At 62.5% G+C, this 17,861-nt stretch carries 17 protein-coding genes and 2 pseudogenes; 6 read left to right on the top strand and 13 right to left on the bottom strand.

The window, feature by feature from the left end; translation table 11 throughout:
- Positions 1-364: 364 nt before the first annotated feature.
- The 3 genes from GSQ88_RS15705 to GSQ88_RS15695 form a co-directional block, all read right to left on the bottom strand.
- Positions 365-1,225, bottom strand: a complete 861-nt coding sequence (locus tag GSQ88_RS15705) for an MlaD family protein (RefSeq protein WP_159008638.1) — start codon at positions 1,223-1,225, stop codon at positions 365-367.
- A 113-nt stretch (positions 1,226-1,338) separates the two neighbouring features.
- Entirely contained in the window at positions 1,339-2,139 is an 801-nt protein-coding gene (locus GSQ88_RS15700; RefSeq protein WP_159008934.1) for an ABC transporter ATP-binding protein, read from the bottom strand.
- A 19-nt stretch (positions 2,140-2,158) separates the two neighbouring features.
- Positions 2,159-3,292: an ABC transporter permease gene (locus tag GSQ88_RS15695; RefSeq protein ID WP_159008637.1), complete on the bottom strand. Its 1,134-nt coding sequence runs from the start codon at positions 3,290-3,292 to the stop codon at positions 2,159-2,161.
- A 152-nt stretch (positions 3,293-3,444) separates the two neighbouring features.
- On the opposite strand from GSQ88_RS15695, the gene dgcA reads away from it, so the two are divergent.
- Positions 3,445-4,440 carry an N-acetyl-D-Glu racemase DgcA gene (dgcA, locus tag GSQ88_RS15690; protein ID WP_159008636.1) on the top strand — a complete coding sequence of 332 codons (996 nt, stop codon included), beginning with the start codon at positions 3,445-3,447 and terminating at the stop codon, positions 4,438-4,440.
- On the opposite strand, the gene GSQ88_RS15685 is transcribed toward dgcA, so the two are convergent.
- The gene (locus GSQ88_RS15685; RefSeq protein WP_159008635.1) at positions 4,410-5,624 is read right to left on the bottom strand and encodes an MFS transporter; all 1,215 of its coding nucleotides are present in this window, start codon (positions 5,622-5,624) and stop codon (positions 4,410-4,412) included. The two genes, dgcA and GSQ88_RS15685, sit on opposite strands and share 31 nt — an antisense overlap.
- Positions 5,625-5,699: 75 nt before the next feature.
- Between GSQ88_RS15685 and GSQ88_RS15680 the strand changes: the two genes are divergently transcribed.
- A complete protein-coding gene (locus GSQ88_RS15680) occupies positions 5,700-6,956 on the top strand; it encodes a prolipoprotein diacylglyceryl transferase (protein WP_159008634.1) in 1,257 nt (418 codons plus the stop codon).
- Positions 6,957-7,052: 96 nt separating this feature from the next.
- Here the strand turns inward: GSQ88_RS15680 and GSQ88_RS15675 are convergent, their stop codons facing one another.
- From GSQ88_RS15675 to GSQ88_RS15660, 4 genes are all read right to left on the bottom strand, one after another.
- The gene (locus tag GSQ88_RS15675; RefSeq protein WP_159008633.1) at positions 7,053-8,051 is read right to left on the bottom strand and encodes a threonine ammonia-lyase; all 999 of its coding nucleotides are present in this window, start codon (positions 8,049-8,051) and stop codon (positions 7,053-7,055) included.
- 49 nt (positions 8,052-8,100) lie between these two features.
- Entirely contained in the window at positions 8,101-9,156 is a 1,056-nt protein-coding gene (locus GSQ88_RS15670; RefSeq protein ID WP_159008632.1) for a glycosyltransferase family 4 protein, read from the bottom strand.
- Complete coding sequence (locus GSQ88_RS15665; protein WP_159008631.1) at positions 9,156-9,968, bottom strand: UDP-2,3-diacylglucosamine diphosphatase; 813 nt, start codon at positions 9,966-9,968, stop codon at positions 9,156-9,158. Before GSQ88_RS15665 ends, GSQ88_RS15670 begins: the two co-directional genes overlap by 1 nt.
- 301 nt (positions 9,969-10,269) lie before the next feature.
- Positions 10,270-10,638, bottom strand: a complete 369-nt coding sequence (locus GSQ88_RS15660) for a VOC family protein (RefSeq protein ID WP_174248025.1) — start codon at positions 10,636-10,638, stop codon at positions 10,270-10,272.
- A 278-nt stretch (positions 10,639-10,916) separates the two neighbouring features.
- Between GSQ88_RS15660 and GSQ88_RS35675 the strand changes: the two genes are divergently transcribed.
- The 4 genes and pseudogenes from GSQ88_RS35675 to GSQ88_RS15645 form a co-directional block, all read left to right on the top strand.
- On the top strand, positions 10,917-11,453 hold the full coding sequence (locus GSQ88_RS35675; protein WP_246784817.1) for an Arm DNA-binding domain-containing protein: 537 nt from the start codon (positions 10,917-10,919) through the stop codon (positions 11,451-11,453).
- Positions 11,344-12,285: a tyrosine-type recombinase/integrase gene (locus GSQ88_RS15655; RefSeq protein WP_246784816.1), complete on the top strand. Its 942-nt coding sequence runs from the start codon at positions 11,344-11,346 to the stop codon at positions 12,283-12,285. Before GSQ88_RS35675 ends, GSQ88_RS15655 begins: the two co-directional genes overlap by 110 nt.
- Positions 12,286-12,893: 608 nt before the next feature.
- The gene (locus tag GSQ88_RS15650) at positions 12,894-13,769 is read left to right on the top strand and encodes a glutamate dehydrogenase (protein WP_349628222.1); all 876 of its coding nucleotides are present in this window, start codon (positions 12,894-12,896) and stop codon (positions 13,767-13,769) included.
- A 65-nt stretch (positions 13,770-13,834) separates the two neighbouring features.
- A pseudogene (locus tag GSQ88_RS15645) lies at positions 13,835-14,419 on the top strand (autoinducer binding domain-containing protein); the annotation flags it as partial.
- A gap of 45 nt (positions 14,420-14,464) precedes the next feature.
- Here the strand turns inward: GSQ88_RS15645 and GSQ88_RS15640 are convergent.
- The 5 genes and pseudogenes from GSQ88_RS15640 to trbJ form a co-directional block, all read right to left on the bottom strand.
- Positions 14,465-14,947, bottom strand: a pseudogene (locus GSQ88_RS15640) (TrbG/VirB9 family P-type conjugative transfer protein); the annotation flags it as partial.
- A complete protein-coding gene (trbF, locus tag GSQ88_RS15635) occupies positions 14,944-15,627 on the bottom strand; it encodes a conjugal transfer protein TrbF (RefSeq protein WP_159008628.1) in 684 nt (227 codons plus the stop codon). The pseudogene GSQ88_RS15640 and the gene trbF, both read right to left, overlap by 4 nt.
- Positions 15,627-16,814: a P-type conjugative transfer protein TrbL gene (gene trbL / locus GSQ88_RS15630; RefSeq protein ID WP_159008627.1), complete on the bottom strand. Its 1,188-nt coding sequence runs from the start codon at positions 16,812-16,814 to the stop codon at positions 15,627-15,629. Before trbL ends, trbF begins: the two co-directional genes overlap by 1 nt.
- Positions 16,814-17,182, bottom strand: coding sequence for a putative entry exclusion protein TrbK-alt (trbK-alt, locus tag GSQ88_RS15625; RefSeq protein ID WP_159008933.1), 369 nt, complete (start codon positions 17,180-17,182; stop codon positions 16,814-16,816). Before trbK-alt ends, trbL begins: the two co-directional genes overlap by 1 nt.
- 2 nt (positions 17,183-17,184) lie before the next feature.
- A partial coding sequence (gene trbJ / locus GSQ88_RS15620; protein WP_159008932.1) for a P-type conjugative transfer protein TrbJ occupies positions 17,185-17,861 on the bottom strand: 677 nt, incomplete at its 5' end.

Here is a 17,861-nt window from a genome sequence, read left to right as displayed (position 1 = left end):
GGCGAAAGCGGCGGGGTCGGAAGCCATCTTTGCGATAAGTGGAAATGACGCGGTCGCGACCCGCACGGCTGGATCAAGATGATTGATTGAATCGGCCGTGACTTCCCTTCACCTCTCCCACCCAACTCGGGTTTACCCGAGTTGGGCATCATATTGATCGAAGTCGGATATATCCGACTTCGATTGGGAGAGGTCGGCGCCAACGGGTCGCGCGAATGCGCGCCCGTTGACAGGCTCCGCGCCGGGTGAGGGGTTAGGGCCTCTCGTTTGGTATAAGAGCCCTCACCCGATTTGCGCCGGAGCGGCTCAATCTAATCTCATCCCGCTGGTGAAGCCGGTCGGAGCGTGGCCGTAACGCCCGCGTTTACGGCCGCTTCCGCTCGGTCGCCGCGGGTGTCGACGCCGGGGTCGAGGCGGTGGTGGACGGGCCGAACAACAGCCGCGTCGGATTCTTGTCGAGATTGTTCACGGCGCGGCTGATATCGCCGAGCGTACGGCGGCCATCGGTCATCAAGGCGCCTGAGCGCTTGTCGAAATCCTCGGCCAGTTCGCGGATCGATTTCACCGTCAGGAACAGCTCGCCGCCGTCCTTGCCGCCGGCCAACGTGTCGAGCCCGAGCATCAGGCTATCGGCCTTGGACATCACGCCATCGACCTTGAGCATGACATTGTCGATCTTGTCGGAGTTGCGCGCCAGCGACGCAGTGAAGGTTTCCAGGTTATGCAGCGAGTTCTTCACCGCCTGCTGGTTGTCGGCGACCACCCGGTTGATGTTCTGCAGCGTGCCGCGGATCGCTTCGGTCACATCCTGCAAGGCGTTGGGATCGGCGGTCAGCACCGGAACGCCATCTTCATCCAGCGGCACCGGCGGCGCGGCCTCCTGGCCGCCTTTGAGCGAAATCGCCGCGACCCCCGTCAGGCCCTGGAATTCGAGCCCCACCAGGGTGTCCTTGCGGAGCGGGGCATTGTTCTCGATCATGGCGAGCGCAACCACGCGGCGTGGATTGTCCAGCTTGACGGAGATCACTTCGCCTATCCTAATACCGTTGAAATTGACGCTGCCGCCATTGCGCAGACCGGAGGCCGGCCCTTCGAAGATGATCCGCAGCGGAGCGCGCGCCTTGGTGGTGTGGAGGCTCTGAAACCACATCACAAAGCCGAACGCCGCGGCGATCACTGCCAGCGTGAACGTTCCGATCAGGACGTAATTCGCCCGCGTTTCCATCAAAACAACTCCGGTACCGAAAACTAATTAGGCCACTGGCCTACCAACCCAAACGCTATCGCAAAGTTCGCCTAACCCAGATTCCCTAACCCAAGCTCGCTAACCCAAGTTCCCTAACCCATGACCGCGCGGGCACGCTTGCCGTGGAAATAGGACCTCAACCAGGGATGCTGCGAGGCCTGCATGTCGGCCATCGATCCTGCGGCAATGATCTTACCGTTCCCTAAAACGGCGATACGATCGCAAGCGGTATAAAGACTATCCAGATCGTGGGTTACCATGAAAACCGTCAGTCCTAAAGTTCGCTGGAGGGTGCGGACCAGCTCGTCGAAATCGCCGGCGCCGATCGGATCGAGGCCCGAGGTCGGCTCATCGAGGAAGACAAGCTCGGGATCGAGCGCGAGCGCGCGCGCCAGCGCCACGCGCTTGATCATGCCGCCGGAGAGTTCTGAGGGGAAACGGTCGGCCACTTCGGGACGCAGGCCGACCATGCCGAGCTTGGCCACCATGATCTCGTCGAGCAGCCGCTGCGACACGTTGAGATATTCGCGCACCGGGAACTGGATATTCTGCCGCACCGTCAGCGAGGAAAACAGCGCGCCTTGCTGGAACAGGATGCCCCAGCGGCGCTCGACGCCACGCCGCTCGCGGGTGCTCGCGGCATCGAGATCGACCCCGAACACTTCAATGTGTCCCGCGACCTTCGGCACCAGGCCGATGATGGTGCGCGTCAACACCGACTTGCCGGCGCCGGACGGGCCGACGAAGCCCAGGATTTCGCCGCGCTTGACGTCGAGATTGAGCCCGTCGAGCACGCGCGTCGAACCGAACTGCACGGTGATATCGCGAACCCGGATGATGGCGTCGGAGATCTCAGGGGCAATTTCGGGCGCCAAGGTGCTTTTTGATGTCATGTCACTTACTGGAGTCATGTCACATTCCGATCGACGCAAAGAAGATCGCAAACACGCCATCCATCACGATGACGAAGAAGATCCCCTTCACCACGGAAGACGTCGTGTGCGCTCCGAGCGATTCGGCGCTGCCCTCGACCGCGAGCCCCTCGACGCAGGCGACGAGCCCGATCACCGCCGCCATCACCGGCGCCTTGATGAGGCCGACGGTGAAATGGTCGATCGAGATCGCATCGCGCAAGCGCAGCAGGAACGCTTCGGGATCGACCCCGCCATACAGCCACGCCACCAGCCCGCCGCCATAGAGTGCCGCCATCGCGCCGATAAAGGCCAGGATCGGCAGCGCGATGACCAGCGCCAGCATCCGCGGCAGGATCAAGACCTCGATCGGGTCGAAACCCATGGTGCGCAGCGCGTCGATCTCCTCGCGCATTTTCATCGAGCCGAGTTCGGCGGTGTAGGCGCTGCCCGAGCGGCCCGCCACCATGATCGCCACCAGCAGCACGCCGATCTCGCGCAGCACCAGCACGCCCAGCATGTCGACCACGAAGATGTCGGCGCCGAAGCGGCGGAAATGGAAGATGCCCTGCTGGGCGATGATGCAGCCGATCAGGAAGGTGATCAGGCCCACGATCGGCACCGCGCGCCAGCAGACCTGTTCGAGATGATGCACGGTCGAGGTCAGGCGAAAGCTGGTCGGATGAATCAAGACCCTGCCGCTGGCGGCGAGAACCGCACCGAGCATGTCGACCAGTTCGACGATCGTGGTGCCGAAGCCGGCCACGCTGCGGCCGACCTGATCCAGCATCCCCGTGATGGTCACCGACGTCGTGCCGGCGGCGGGTGCGACTTTGACCCGGCGCACTTCATCGACCAGGCTGGAATAATTGTCCGAAAGCCCTGCGATCTTGGCCTCGACGCCGCCTTGCGTCAGGCTGCGGCGCAGCCGCTCGATCAGCCAGGCGCCGAACGTGTCGAGCTTGTCGACCTGCGAGACGTCGATGAAAATATTGGGCCGGCTTCCGGTCAGCTTTTCGGCATCGGCCACCAGCGGCTCGAGCAGCGGCGCAAAGCGCGCGGTCCACGATCCGCCCGCGCACAGCGCGAGGCCATTGCCCTGGGCAATGCGCTCCAGTGTCGGGTCACCGCTCACGATGCCCGCTCCCCGCGCCTGTTCGAAAACGCTCTGATCATCACGATGAAAGTTCCCACCACGCCGCCGCCTGCTTGTAGAAACGGCCCGTACCCAGCCATACTTAGTCCCGCCGGGCAAGCATACGGTTCAGAAATTGGCCAGATATTAAAATGACTTCCAGCCACCATCTAAAATTTTCCGCCCGAATCGAACGCTGGCCGATCGCCGGTTCCTTCACGATCAGCCGTGGCGCCAAGACCGAGGCGGTGACGGTGGTGGCGGAACTCAGCCGTGGCGGCCTGACCGGACGCGGCGAATGCGTTCCCTATCCGCGCTATGGCGAGACGCCGGAGGCAACACTGGCCGCGCTCAAATCGATGCGGGAGGCGTTGAGGCGCGGGCTCGACCGGCAGGCGCTGCAGCAGGCGATGCCGGCGGGCGCGGCCCGCAACGCGCTGGATTGCGCATGGCTCGATCTGGAAGCCAAAACCAGCGGACAGCGCGTCTGGGACATGCTGGGGCGCCCTGCCCCGCGCCCCTGCACCACCGCCTATACCATCTCGCTCGGAACGCCGGAGGCGATGGCGGCGGCGACGGCCGAGGCCGCGCACCGGCGGCTGCTCAAGATCAAGCTCGGCGGCGATGGCGACGGCGCGCGAATCAAGGCCGTGCGCCAGGCCGCACCCGATTGTGAACTCATCGTCGACGCCAACGAGGCATGGACGCCGGACAATCTGGAACAACATCTCGCCGAATGCGCAGCAGCCGGCGTCATTTGTGTGGAACAGCCGCTGCCGGCCGGCCGCGACGAAGCGCTGGCGAAGATCAAGCGGCCGCTGGCAGTCTGCGCCGACGAAAGCGTGCACGATCGCCCGACCTTGGCGGGACTGCGCGAGCGCTACGATGCGATCAACATCAAGCTCGACAAAACAGGCGGACTGACCGAAGCGCTCGAGATGGCGGATGCGGCGCGCGCGCTCGGATTCGACATCATGGTCGGCTGCATGGTGTCGACCTCGCTGGCGATGGCGCCGGCAATGCTGTTGGCCGGCGCGGCGCGATTTGTCGATCTCGACGGTCCGCTGCTGCTCAAGCGCGACCGCGACGGCGGATTGCGCTACGACGGCAGCCTGGTCTATCCGCCGGAGGCAACGCTCTGGGGATGATCGCTGGCGGGATGATCCGCCAGCCGGCGCCGGGCGAACCACATCACGACCGCGCCTGACAACGCCATCGCGGCCATGACGTAATAAACTCCCTGGCCGTATCGCGCATAGACCGCGCCCGAGAGGATAGATGCGCTGGCGCTGACGATACCGGAACAAGCCGCGAGGTAGCCCTGCCCCCTCGCCATCATATGGCCGGGGACGCGATAGACCAAGAGGCTCATGATGCCGACCTGGGTCAGCCCGAAGGTCAACCCATGCGAAAGCTGGATCAGAGCGAGGAGCGCGATCGGCGGCTCCTGCGCGGTCAAGGTCCAGCGTGCAACCGCGCTCAAGGCGCTGACCACGACCAGGATCGATGGCGCCAGCGTAAATCGCGGCGACAGCGCGAACACCACGATTTCGGCGATGACGCCGAGCGCCCACAATCCCGCAATCGTCAGCCCGCTGAGACCGCCGGCCTGCCAACTGATCGAACTGAACGCATAATAAGCGGCGTGGCTGCCCTGAATCAGCGCGGAAGCCAGGATGATGGCGCAAAAGCCGGGATCGCGCAGCAGCGCGCGCGCGCCGTGAAGCTCGCTTGGCGCCCTCTTCGGCTGATCCAGCGGCTGCAACCCAAGGCCGATCACAGCGCCGAGCGAAGCCATCGCGCCGATCACCCAGATCAGGTGCCGGGCCGCGATGATATCGACCAAGAGCCCGCATACCAGCGCGCCCAGGATGAAGGCCACCGAGCCCCACAACCGCACCGGCCCGTAATCGAGGCCGTAGCGCGCCACGCCGCGCAACGCATAGGCATCAGTCAGCGGCACCATCGGCGTCCATACCGATGCGGTGAGCGCAAACAGCAGAAATACCGCGAGTGGCGCGTGCTGGGTGCCGATCAGGAGAAATCCGGACGCGGTTGCGAAGGCGGTTGCGATCATCGCGCCGCGCACCGCGCGATGTCGTTCGGCCAAGCCGGTGACAAACGGCAGCACGGTGAACCGCGTCACCGCGGGGGCCGCAGCGATCATGCCGATCCATGACGGATCGATGCCGATGGCCTTCAGCCACACCGGGAAGAACGGCAGATAGGTGCCGCCGAGGCCGAACGTAGTGCCGTAGAACAGGCTCAGCCAGCGCGCGAATCGCCTGACCTGATTCGGCGATGCGATGGGGATTTGTGATTCGGCAGGCATCAATTCAATTGCGATTCGCTTGAGATCGTGGTGATCGTTAACGTAACGCGCGGTGATTTGCGCGATGAGTTTAGCATGGCCGACGAAGCATTTGCCCTATCGCCGATCTCCGCCCGCGCGGCCCAGCCGCGCGAGGAAGATTACGACGCGATCAGCGAAGCCTTCATGGAGACGTCGCGGGGCCGCTGGTTTCTCGGCGAATATGCCAAGCGCAACCGCAACGCCGACACCCGCATGGTGCTCGACGCGGTCGCTAAAATCGAACAATCGCTCGCCGCCCAGAAGCAGCCGGAGCCCGAACCGGTGCCCGACACCGGGCTTAGCGATGCGATCGCCGCCATCAAGGCCGCACTGAGCGAGGCCAGAGTGGCCGCCACGGCCGCGATCGACGGCCTCGCGCTGGAGCAGCATCTGGCGCCGGTGCGCAAGGGCGCGCGGGTGATTCGGGAAATCTCCTGGCGCTGGCGCGAGATCGGCGCCGACGGCCGGATTTGCGATCTGTTGGATTCGCAGGTCAGCGCCATCGAGGCCAGCTGCGGCGACATTTCGTCGGCTGACCCGCACGCCGCATTGGGCTCAGCGTTCGACCTGATCGGCAACAGCATCGCGGCATTTGACGAAAGCGACGAGGCGTCTGCCGATACCCCCGCAGAGGCTAGCGTGGAGGCCACGGCATCGCCCTCGCCTGCGCCATCGAGCGAAATGCCTGCCGCCGATATCGAGCCGGCCCAGCCACTCCCAGATGTCGCCCAAGCTGTCGCCGACACGCAGGCGCTATCGGCCGAGACCGTGCCGGTCGAAGCGCCCGTTGCCACCGCGCAGGCCATCGCCGAAACGCACCCTGAGGCCAGCGAGCAAGTCGCCGAAGCGGCCGACGTCAGCGCCGAGGACGCCGACGCGCAGGACGAGGCGGTACTCGACATGATCGCGGCCGAAATGTCCGCCTATGATCCATCCGATGAGGATGGCGATGCGGATATCGACGGCTATGAGACCCAGCTTGCAGATTCGCCGGCTGCCGAGCCCGCGATGATCGCATCGACGGCAGAAGAAATCTCCTGGGAACCACCGGAGCAAGCCGCCGAGGAGATGTTGGTCGCGGAGGAGACGTCGGTCACGGAAGAGACGTTGGTCGCGCCGCAGATCGCGCCGGCCATCGAGCCGCCCGCTGCTGCTCCGCCTCAGCCTGCATTCGAGCCTGAACCCGAACCTTCGCTCGGCGCGACCCTGATCGCCAATGGACTATTGCGAATGCCCACGACCACAGGCCCCGATCCGCTGGCCGCGATCCGGCGCCTCAGCCAAATCGAGAAGATCGCGCTGTTTTCGTAGCAGCACCGTCATTGCGAGCGTCAGCGAAGCAATCCAGAACAACAAGCAAGGACTGGATTGCTTCGTCGCAAGTGCTCCTCGCAATGACGTTTCTAATTACGCCACCAGCCGCGCGAACAGATCCGCATCGACATTGCCGCCGGACAGCACGATCACGACGTTCTTGCCTTGCACGTCGATCCGGCCCGCGAGAAGCGCTGCGAGGCCGACGGCGCCGCCGGGCTCGACCACGAGTTTTAGCTCGCGATAGGCAAAGGCGACGGCCGCCCTCACCTCGTCCTCGGAGGCGGTGACGCCCTGCGCCAGCAACTGGCTGTTGATCGAGAACGTGATCTTGCCGGGTATCGCGGCCATCAACGCATCGCAGATGGTGCGGCCGGTGGCGTGATGGGCTTCGCGATGGCCCGCGCGCAGCGACAGCCCGTGATCGTTATATTCTTCCGGTTCGGCGACGATGATCGCGGCCTGCGGAAACCGCGCCTTCACCGCGGTCGCCACGCCCGCGATCAGGCCGCCGCCGGAGGCCGGCGCGACCACGATATCGGGCGCAAGGCCGAGTGCGGCCATGTCCTCGGCGATTTCGCGGCCCAGCGTGCCCTGGCCGGCAATCACGAGCGGGTCGTCATAGGGCGGCACAATGGTCGCGCCGCGCTTGCGGGCGATCTCGCCGGCGATCGCCTCGCGATCCTCCCCCGCGCGCTCGTACAGCACGACTTCGGCGCCATAGCCCTTGGTGCGTTCGCGCTTGGACAGCGGCGCATCCGCGGGCATCACGATGGTCGCCTGCATGTTCAGGATCTTCGCCGCCGCCGCCACGCCCTGGGCGTGATTGCCGGACGAGAACGCCACCACGCCGCCGCCGCGCGCACTCATCGGGATCGACGACAGCTTGTTGAAGGCGCCGCGGAATTTGAACGAGCCGGTCCGCTGCAGCAGCTCCGGTTTCAGGAACACCCTGGCGCCGACCCGCTCGCTGAGAACCGACGGCGACAACAACGGCGTGCGCACCGCGAACGGCGCGATCACTTTTGCCGCGGCATCGACATCGGCCGATGTCACGGGCAGAGATTGGGGAACCTGGGTTTGATCGGTCATGCCGAACTCTATCGCGTCGGCGGCCCTAGCGGCAAGCGGCGCGAAGCGCTCAGGCGACGAAACTCGGGTGCTCGGGCTCGAATTCGACCGCCTCGCTGGCGGGATCGGCATGGCGGATGTCGGCCATCTGGTCGACAAACGCCCGCGCCGAGGCTTCCCAGGTGTGTTTTGCGGCAAACTCCAGGCAGGCTTGCGGCGCGATTTTCAGCGCTTGCAGGCACGCAGTGCGCAAATCTTCATCCAATACCCCAACCGGTTCCGCGCCGATCACGTCGCGGGGACCGGTGACGGGAAATGCCGCGACCGGCAAGCCGCTGGCAAGGGCCTCCAGCAGCACCAGGCCAAACGTGTCGGTCCGACTCGGGAACACGAAGACGTCGGAGGCCGCATAAGCCTGCGCCAGTTCTTCGCCCTGGCGCGCGCCGAGAAACACCGCTTGCGGGTATTTGCGGGCCAGTGATGCCCGCGCCGGTCCATCGCCGACAATCAGCTTGGTTCCGGGCAGATCGAGATCGAGAAAGGCTTCGAGATTTTTTTCGACCGCGAGCCGGCCGACGCAGACAAACACCGGTCGCGGCAATCCGAGGTCGACGGCGCGAGGATGAAACAGTTTCGCATCGACGCCGCGCGGCCATAGCACCACGTTGCGAAAGCCGCGCTGGCGCAACTCGGTGGCGAGCGCAGGCGTCGCCGCCATCACGGCCTGGCTCGGGCCATGGAAGCGGCGCAGCGCGGCCCATATCCAGGATTCGGGAATCGGCAACCGCGCCGAGATGTATTCCGGGAAGCGGGTGTGAAAGCTGGTGGTAAAGGCGAGACCGTGCTTGCGGCAGTAGCGCCGCACCAATAGCCCGATCGGCCCTTCGGTCGCGATGTGAATGCTGTCGGGCCGCGCCGCCTCGATCAGTCGCGCGGTCTTGGTCGGGCCCGGCAGCGCCAGCCGCAAATCAGGATAGCTCGGCATCGCGAAGGTGCGGAACGATTCCGGCGTGAGGAAGGAGACCTCGTCGCCGAATTCTTTCGCCGCTTCCGCCATCATCGCGAGCGTGCGAACCACCCCGTTGACTTGGGGGTGCCACGCATCCGTCGCGACCAGGATCCGCATCAGGCGGCGCGCGCCGTCACGGCAGGCACTGGCGCCAGCCGGCGTAACGGATCGGTCCAGGTGATGATTTCGAAGCGGCCGTCTTCATGCTCGACCAGCGCGGTGCAGCTCTCGACCCAGTCGCCGCAATTCATGTAGCGGATGCCGTCATCGTCACGGATCACGGCGTAATGGATGTGGCCGCAGATCACGCCATCGGCGCCGTGGCGGCGGGCTTCGGCGGCGAGCGTTTTTTCGAACGCGCCGATATAATTGACCGCGTTCTTCACCTTCTGCTTGGCCCATTGCGACAGCGACCAATAGGGCACGCCGAAGGCGCGGCGGAAGAAGTTGACCAGGCGGTTCATCTGGATCGCGAAATCATAGGCCTTGTCGCCGAGATGGGCGAGCCAGCGCGCGTTCTGCACCACGAGGTCGAAGATATCGCCGTGAATGACCAGGTAACGCCGGCCATCGACCCCGGTATGGATGGTGTTTTCGACGACATCGATGCCGCCGAAATGGGTGCCGTAATAGTTCCGCAGGAACTCGTCGTGATTGCCGGGCACGTAGATGACCTTGGCGCCCTTGCGCGCCTTGCGCAGCATCTTCTGCACGAAGTCGTTGTGCGATTGCGGCCAGTGCCAGTTGGATTTCAGCGCCCAGCCATCGACGATATCGCCGACCAGGTAGATGGTGTCGGCGTCGTGGACGCGAAGGAAGTCCAGCAATCGTTCGGCCTGCGAGCCGCGGGCGCCGAGGTGGACGTCGGAGATAAACAAAGTGCGGAAGCGCCTTTCGGGGCTCTCCTCACTCATCGAGTCACTTCCCATGGAAGGCACCTAACACAATCCCGTGACAGCGCGATGACGTTCACATGGACACAGTTGCGCCGGCCTCGCGCCCTAATGGGCCGATCGCTCTGCTTGAAACGGAATGCCCCCATTCCGCACCCGATGGGTCTGAATTCGAATCAGACACCCTGTCTTGTAAAAGGGCAGATAGCAGTGCTGTGCGACAACGAGGCGACAGGGTGTATTAGCTCGTCCCGATCAATCAGGTCGGGAAGCGCGCCTACGGCAGCAGGCGCGCTTCCCGATCGGTCCTTTTCAGCGGTGTCCTTATACGCGTCCATCACGCCGGCGGCGCGAAGACCCGCAAGCGGTGTCCGTCGGGGTCGAGGGCGACGAACGTGTGCCCGAAAGGCAGCTTGGTCGGAGCCTGCGCGATTTTGGCGCCACGCGCTTTCCACGCCTCATGGGTTGCACGTACCGCGTCGGCATCGGCGACGGTAAACGCAATTTCGCCGCCACCGGATTCGTTGCCGGCGCGCGGTTCGACGTCCTCGCGCTGCCAAAGCCCCAGCATGGCTCCCCCATCAAGTGGCAACACCGAAAATTTGGGCGAAGATTGCACAATATTGCGCTCCAGAAGCGTTTGGTAGAAGGCGGCACTGGCACCTGAATCCTGGACGTAGAGCACCACAAGATTGAAATTGGTCACGGGACATCTCCTTCGATCTGGTTTGGGAAGAGCGGTCGGCTCGTCCATAGCCAGTACCTTACAGGGGCACCAACTAGGCTGTTCAAACCCGTTCTAAAGCGTCCGCAACCGTCCGCGAAGTGCTCGGAAACCCTTGAAAAATAGGCACTTCAGCGGTGTTCGTCACCGTTTGTTCTCATCCGATCCCAGCCGTCCGATTTGTTGGTATTTTTGTTGGTATCGGGGAGAACAAACGTTCACGGCGACTTTCGCTATTCCGACCGAAGGGAATTGAGCAGATGGCCCGCAAGAACGATGGCGCGTGCGCCAACCCCAAGCAGATCAGGACCGACGTCGACTGCCGCGCTGCCCGACCGAAATTCGACAAGGACGCCTGGAGCCCCGCCAAGATTTCCGACGTGACCGGCGGCGGTCTCTATCTCTTCGTCACGCCGGACGAGAGCAGGCCCGGCAACGCTGCCTCCAAGCTCTGGCGGATGGGCTACCGCTTCCACAGCCGTCAGAAAACCTACTCCATCGGCCCTTACGGCAGCGGCAAGGATGGCACGTTCTCACTCGCCGACGCGCGGCGCGAGCGCGACAAGGCCAAAGACCTGCTCAAGGAAGGCAAAGACCCGAGCACCGAGAAGCAGCTCGACAAGCACAGGCAGGCGGCCGCCCGGCCTTTTCGAGCAATGGGCCGACGAGTGGCTTGCGAAGAAGAAGGTGGAGAAAGTCAAACGCGGCAGGATCGTCGCGGTGCGCGACCCCAAGACCATCGAGGTGCTCGAGCTGCGCGTCGGCTACGTCAAGGCTCGCTTCGGCAAGCTGTGTAGGGAGGACATCAAGCGTCCGGACGTGCTCGCGTTCATGCGTTCATACGAAGCCGAGGGAAAGCTGGACCGCGACCGCGTGCGCAGCATCGGTGAGCAAATCTGCAACTATGCCGACGCCGAAGGCGACGGCTACAATCCATTCCGCAACCTGAATGGGCAGATGATTGCCAACATTTCGACGCCGCGTCCCGGCGTCACCGAACCACGCGACGTGACGCGCGTGTTCAAGCTCATCAGCGCACCGTGGACGAGAGCGAGGTTTAGTGACGTTGTCGGCCTTGCCTTGCGCTTCGATGCGCTGACCATTCCCCGCCCCGGCATGGTCAATGAAATGGAGTGGAGCGAGGTCGATTGGGATGCCGAACGCTGGACTATTCCAGCCGTCAAAATGAAGACCGGTTGGGACCATGTCGTGCCTTTGTCACGCCAGGCAGTAGCAATCCTGCGCAGCGTTCAGAAGCTGACCGGGCATCGCCGGTACGCGTTTTCCTGCTCGAAGGACGCACCGCTATCAAACAACACGCTCAACAAGCGCTTGCGGCTGCTTGGCATTGACACCAAGACAGATCATTGTGCCCACGGATTCCGGACCACCTTCTCGACCCTATCTCACCACGAAGAGATCAAGGACGCCAAGGCATGGGATGGCGATGTCGTCGAGCTGCAGCTCGCGCATCTCGATAACTCTACGGTGGAAGGGCTCTACAAAAAGCACGGACCGCTCGCGCTGATCGGCTCGCGCACAAAGCTGATGCAGCATTGGGCTGATCGGATCGACTACTGGCTCGATCCCAAGAAGGTGATGCCGATCAAGGGAGGCGCGCAGGCCTGAGTCACCGATCATCAGGCGTGGTTAATGTTGCCCAGTTCAATCCGTGGAAAGCTCGTGTGATGGTCGTTGATGCTTGTGCATCTCGTGCTGGACCGTCGCAGTCTGCACCAGCACAATGCCGAACGGTGCAGATCGGCAGGTCTACTCACCCGACCACAAGTTCAAGTATGCGCGTACGCCCGAGGAAACACCGCGCGGCAACCAGCTCATCTCCACAAGCGATTCCTGCGAAAGCGCAGATGAAATCCTTTTGGGCAAAACACAAACCCCTGTTGTCCCGTATTTTCCGGGAAGTGTGGCTTCCATTTGCGATAGCTGCAGCGTGGGCGCTTCTGGCGCTCAAGAATGGTAAATCGCCGTTCGACTGTGGATCGGCGTGGCTTTTGACTCCCAATCGGCACCCAAGGCTAATGTGGGACGCCGAAAGGGGGCAATATTCGGAGCCGCGACACATGCGAGATTGCAATTCGCTCCGGCCGTGATCGACCTGGAGGTGTCGGGACGAAGGGCGTCTTCGATTAAAGCCTCCACGCCAGCGGCGCGCCGAACAAAGGCGACGATCTCAAGAGAGAGCGTGGGTCACGCCATCACGGCACCGTCACCCGCAGATTGTTGTTCAACCGTTCGAACGTAAGCTGAAGCTGGGGGAGGCCGCGGGCCGAGGAGTGCAATTCGCGCTTCGCGAGTTCTTCAACACTCCGATCGACTTGGCACGTACCGGTCTTCCCTCAACCCTGAATGGCCGCTCGGTGGTGGTTCAGGGCTTCGGAAACGTCGGTTGGCACGTCGCCAAGTTCCTCGCCGAGGACGGATGCAAAATTGTCGCAGTTCTTGAACAGAACGGGGCGGTCTTGCAACCAGACGGCATAAACGTAGTTCATTTGAAGGAGCATTTTGACGAGGCGAAGAGCTTTGCAGGCTTTCGGGGCGGGCGATTCTTGACTGACGGCGATGCCCTGTTAAAGCTCGATTGCTATATCCTTGTGCCTGCCGCCCTCGAAGGTGTCATCAACATCGACAATGCCGCGGACATAAGGGCGAAGATCGTCGCAGAAGCAGCCAATGGTCCAGTGACATTCGAGGCTGATCGAGAACTTCGTCGGAGAGGTAAAATCATCATTCCGGATCTGTTTGCCAATGCCGGTGGCGTCACCGTCAGCTATTTCGAATGGGTTAAAAACATCACCCATATGGCCTTCGGCCTGATGGAGCGACGTCGGCGGCAGCATGAGGCTCTAACGCTTGCAGCCGCTGTGGAAAAGATGACCGGTCTCAAGTTTCCCCGAGCCGATTTCGAGAGTGTTCTGGCCGGTGGTCGGGAAATCGATCTTGTCCGCTCGGGATTGGAAGAGAAGATGCGGAGCGCTTACCGCGAGATGTCTGAGCTCTGGAACGGAGACAAAGGAATCGTCGATCTGCGCACGGCGGCCTATGTAATCGCACTCAGGAGAATCGCTGCACGCTACGAAGCGGTCGGAATATAGATAAATCGGCGATTGGGCTCAGCTAATTGGGCACGGCCATCTAGCCTTATCCATATTGTATCGAAATGCACCGCATCTTTCAGACCTACATCGATCGTCTCTCCGAAAGCACCGATGTAACGGCGCTTCGGGAAAGCATGATAGAGGCGACTCAAGCACTGGACCTGTCTTGTTTCGCCTATCTATGCTTACCCGGCCGAAAAAGTGGCTCTCCGCAACTGATATCGACATATCCGTCTACCTGGACGGCGCGGTATTTAAAAAACCGCTACGAACGCTTTGATCCCGTGATAGCTCAGGCCCTCGAAGATACCGAGCCCTTTCAATGGGGGCTCAACTCGAGGGCGAGCCACCTATCACGTCCGCAGCGGGAATTATTCGAGGACGCCGCTGGATTTGGCATCGCGTGTGGCTTTACAATTCCTATCCACGATGGTCGTGGTCCGATCGCTGCTGTTACTTTTGCGGCAGACGAGCATCGCGGTACCGCCTTCTCTCGACATGTCGAAGCGCAAAGACACGTGCTTCAGCTTATGGCGATCTATTTTCACTCGCATGTTCGACGCAAACTGTCTCCTGATCGGGTCGTCGACGGCGTGTCTTTATCACCTCGCGAATTTGAATGCCTCGAATGGGCGGCGCAGGGCAAGTCTGCCCGGGAGATCGGGCACATTCTCGGCATTACACATCGCACGGCCGGCCCCGCTCTCGGTGTCGCCGATGATCCAGCGCACCGTATCCCCGGCCGCGACCGGGCCGGAACCGACCAGTTGCTCGCCCTCCTGCAGGGCGACATCCGTCACCTGTCCCGGCGCGGCATAGACCTGATAGAGCGCGCCCGGCGAGAATGGGTAGACTTGCACCGCGTTGACGTAGCCGTTGCGAGTCGGCTGCACCCGGGCCGCGGCATTGGCTTTCTCGACCCGTTTACGGGGATCGCCAGACTCCGGCTTCGAAGGCGCGCCGTGCAGCGGCTTGAGTTGGCCAGGAAGCGGCAACAGCTTTGGCATTTCGACAACTTCGACCGGCTTGGGCGGATCGGCGAGTTGCACGGCCGGCTCTGCGTCGTCATAGGAGATCGCTGGCGGGGGCTTTAACGGAACAGCGCAGCCGGCAAGCGCGGAAACCGAAAACAACAGAACCGGCAATGCGGTTTTGCGAATAGAAGATGATCTCATTGCCCCAGCTCCTTCGACCAGTTGATGGCGTTGACGTAAACCCCAAGAGGATTCTTGCGCAGGCGATCGGCATCGCGCGGCGTATCGATCACGACGGTGAGGATTGCGGTCCAGCGCTCGGTCGCGCTCAGGCTGCCGTTTTCATAAGAGCGCTGGATCCAGGCGACGCGGAACGAGGCCGGTGAAGCGCGGATGACGCTGGTGACCTCGATCGAAATCTGCAGCTTGCCCAAATTGACGAAAGGGTCGTTGGTGCGCGCATAATCGTTGAGCGCGGCGGCGCCACGGTCCGTGGTGAAGTCGTAGGCGCGCAGCCAGTCCTGGCGCAGCACGATGCCGTCGGCTTGCAATCCACGCACGTCCTCGATAAAGCGCGCCAGGTGGAACGCGATCTGGGGATCGGTCAGCTGATAACTGCCGTCGGCCGGCGCTACGGCCTGGGCCTGACCGAGATGATCGACCTGGACTACCCACGGCGTCACCGTGCCGCGGAGGGATTGCCAAACGAGACCTGACGCAAGACCGCCCGATAGCATCAGACAGCCGAATGCCATCAGTCGCCAGTTCTTGGCCTGAACGCGGGCTGAGCCAATACGCTCATCCCAGACTTGTGCTGCCTTCTGATAGGGAGTTTCGGGCTCAGGCATACGCCCGTAGCGAACGGAGGGACGTTTGAACATCAGCTTTCACCTTCGGAGAGATCGACGGACGCACCGCCACCGGCATGATCGACGGAGCGAACAGAATGGGTTGCCGCGGAGGCGCCGTGGCTCATGGTCTGCGCGCGCTTCATGCGCGTTGCCCATGGTGGCGGCCCGCTGGCAGAAGGTGACCCGCTGGAAGTTGCACCGTGCCCTTGCGTAACCGCACTCGACATTGCACCTGCAGTACGAGGGAGAGGGCTGGCGGTATTTGAAGCTGCAGCGACAACTGACGCACTGCCTCTGCTAGCACCAGCCAGTGCTCCACCTGCTGCTCCCGCAGCAAGCCCGGCACCAGCAACGCTCGCGGCAACCACGCCACCCGCAGCGACGCCCGTACCGATTGCGGCGCCGGCGCCGAGTTGCGGACCTCCGGAGACAATGCCGTTGGCGATACCGGGGCCAAAAATGCCTAGGCCCAACAGCGAGAGCGCCGCCAGCACCATGGACATGGCACTTTCGATGGTTGGCTGATTGCCCGCGAATCCCGTTGTAAACTGGGAGAATAAAGTCGAGCCGATACCGACGATGACGGCAAGCACCAGCACCTTGACACCCGACGAGATGACGTTGCCGAGCACACGTTCGGCGGCGAACGCGGTTTTTCCGAACAGGCCAAACGGAATCAGCACGAAGCCAGCGAGCGTGGTCAGCTTAAATTCGATCAGGGTGACAAAGAGTTGGATTGCCAGGATAAAGAACGCCAGCAGCACCACGATCCAGGCGAACAGCAGAACTGTGATCTGAACGAAGTTTTCAAAGAAGCTGATGTAGCCCATCAAGCCGGAGATCGAATCGAGGATCGGGCGTCCGGCATCAATTCCGACCTGTGCGACCCGGCCGGGGCTCAGGAAATCCGAGGTGGACATGCCGGTGCCGGACGCCTTGAGGCCAAGTCCGGCAAAGCTCTCGAAGACAATGCGGGCCAGATTGTTCCAGTTACCGATCAGGTAGGCGAATACGCCGACGAACAGCGTCTTCTTCGCCAGCCGGGCAATGATGTCTTCGTCCGCAGCCCAGCTCCAGAATATCGCCGCGAGAGTGATATCGATCGCTGCAAGCGTTGTGGCGAGGAATGCCACCTCACCGCTGAGCAACCCGAATCCAGAATCGATATAATTGGTGAAGACCGAGAGAAAGTTATCGATAACGCCGGTGCCGCCCATCAGCGTGCCTCGCCTTGTTGAGGTTCAACTTCGCGTGGCACGACCCGGTCCTGGCTCTTCTCCGGCGCGCCGAGCGCCTTCAGGACCGGATCGGCTGGCGACTGCGGAGATGGCGCCGACCCAAAGAATTGACGACGGTTCTCGGCCCACGTCCGCCGGCAGGCCTCGAGCGCAGCGGTTTCATCGGATGTGATCGTTCGGCAGCGAGCGAGTTCTTCGACGAGCGTCTCCGCGTCGCGGTGCTCAAGCGGCGCAACAACGACGGTCTGTTCGCTATGCCGGCTCTGCACGATCGTTAACGCGACGATCAACACGACAAAGCCGACGGCTGCGATCCGCGCGAACTGGCGAGGTGTGAGGTGCGGCATCATTAGTGGAACATCTGAACAGTAGTGGGCTGGTAGCCGACGCCAGGTAGGAGGAAGCGACGGAGCTGCTCCCTGCCCTGATCCTGCGCGGTGGTACGCTGGGCTGCTTCGAGGCTCTGTGCCCGTCCTTGAGCCGCAACAGCCGCGGTGAGGTCAGCGAGTTGCTGGGCTTGCAGAGCGACGAGCTGATTGCCAGCCTGCGTTGCTTGGAGGGCACCCGTGGCCGATTGACTCGACGTCACCAGCGCCGACATCTGGGTACGGTTGGTGTCGAGATTTCCGACAACACCGGCTTGCACTTTGAGTGCGTCCTGAAGTGCTGCGACTGACGTCTGCCAGCGGGATTGCGCGTTTGATATCAGCGCCTGGTTGGATACGGACGCCGATGCCGGCGCGTAAGTCGTGGAAAACGCGTTGTTGATCTGCCCGACGTCGTACGCGATCCGCTGCGCCTGGTTCAGAAGCTGTTGGGTGCGCTGGATTGATTGCTGAAGCTGTTGCAATGACGAGAACGGCAGGTTGGCGAGGTTCCTCGCCTGGTTGATCAGGGACTGGGCCTGATTCTGCAGCGACGTGATCTGATTATTGATCTGCTGCAACGCGCGAGCGGCCGTCAGCACGTTCTGCGCGTAGTTGTTGGGATCGAACACCACGACCTGCGCCGAAGACGGCTTACCCG

The sequence above is a fragment of the Bradyrhizobium sp. S69 genome (genome assembly GCF_009766005.1).
Lineage (GTDB): Bacteria > Pseudomonadota > Alphaproteobacteria > Rhizobiales > Xanthobacteraceae > Bradyrhizobium.
This window is presented reverse-complemented; position numbering and strand designations above follow the sequence as displayed.

Excerpts from the sequence above, each read along its gene's own strand:
- GSQ88_RS15705 (WP_159008638.1), bottom strand. The coding sequence starts at position 1,225 with ATGGAAACGCGGGCGAATTACGTCCTGATCGGAACGTTCACGCTGGCA.
- GSQ88_RS15700 (WP_159008934.1), bottom strand. The coding sequence starts at position 2,139 with ATGACATCAAAAAGCACCTTGGCGCCCGAAATTGCCCCTGAGATCTCC.
- dgcA (WP_159008636.1), top strand. The coding sequence starts at position 3,445 with ATGACTTCCAGCCACCATCTAAAATTTTCCGCCCGAATCGAACGCTGG.
- GSQ88_RS15685 (WP_159008635.1), bottom strand. The coding sequence starts at position 5,624 with ATGCCTGCCGAATCACAAATCCCCATCGCATCGCCGAATCAGGTCAGG.
- GSQ88_RS15680 (WP_159008634.1), top strand. The coding sequence starts at position 5,700 with ATGGCCGACGAAGCATTTGCCCTATCGCCGATCTCCGCCCGCGCGGCC.
- GSQ88_RS15675 (WP_159008633.1), bottom strand. The coding sequence starts at position 8,051 with ATGACCGATCAAACCCAGGTTCCCCAATCTCTGCCCGTGACATCGGCC.
- GSQ88_RS15670 (WP_159008632.1), bottom strand. The coding sequence starts at position 9,156 with ATGCGGATCCTGGTCGCGACGGATGCGTGGCACCCCCAAGTCAACGGG.
- GSQ88_RS15665 (WP_159008631.1), bottom strand. The coding sequence starts at position 9,968 with ATGGGAAGTGACTCGATGAGTGAGGAGAGCCCCGAAAGGCGCTTCCGC.
- GSQ88_RS35675 (WP_246784817.1), top strand. The coding sequence starts at position 10,917 with ATGGCCCGCAAGAACGATGGCGCGTGCGCCAACCCCAAGCAGATCAGG.
- trbF (WP_159008628.1), bottom strand. The coding sequence starts at position 15,627 with ATGTTCAAACGTCCCTCCGTTCGCTACGGGCGTATGCCTGAGCCCGAA.
- trbL (WP_159008627.1), bottom strand. The coding sequence starts at position 16,814 with ATGGGCGGCACCGGCGTTATCGATAACTTTCTCTCGGTCTTCACCAAT.
- trbK-alt (WP_159008933.1), bottom strand. The coding sequence starts at position 17,182 with ATGCCGCACCTCACACCTCGCCAGTTCGCGCGGATCGCAGCCGTCGGC.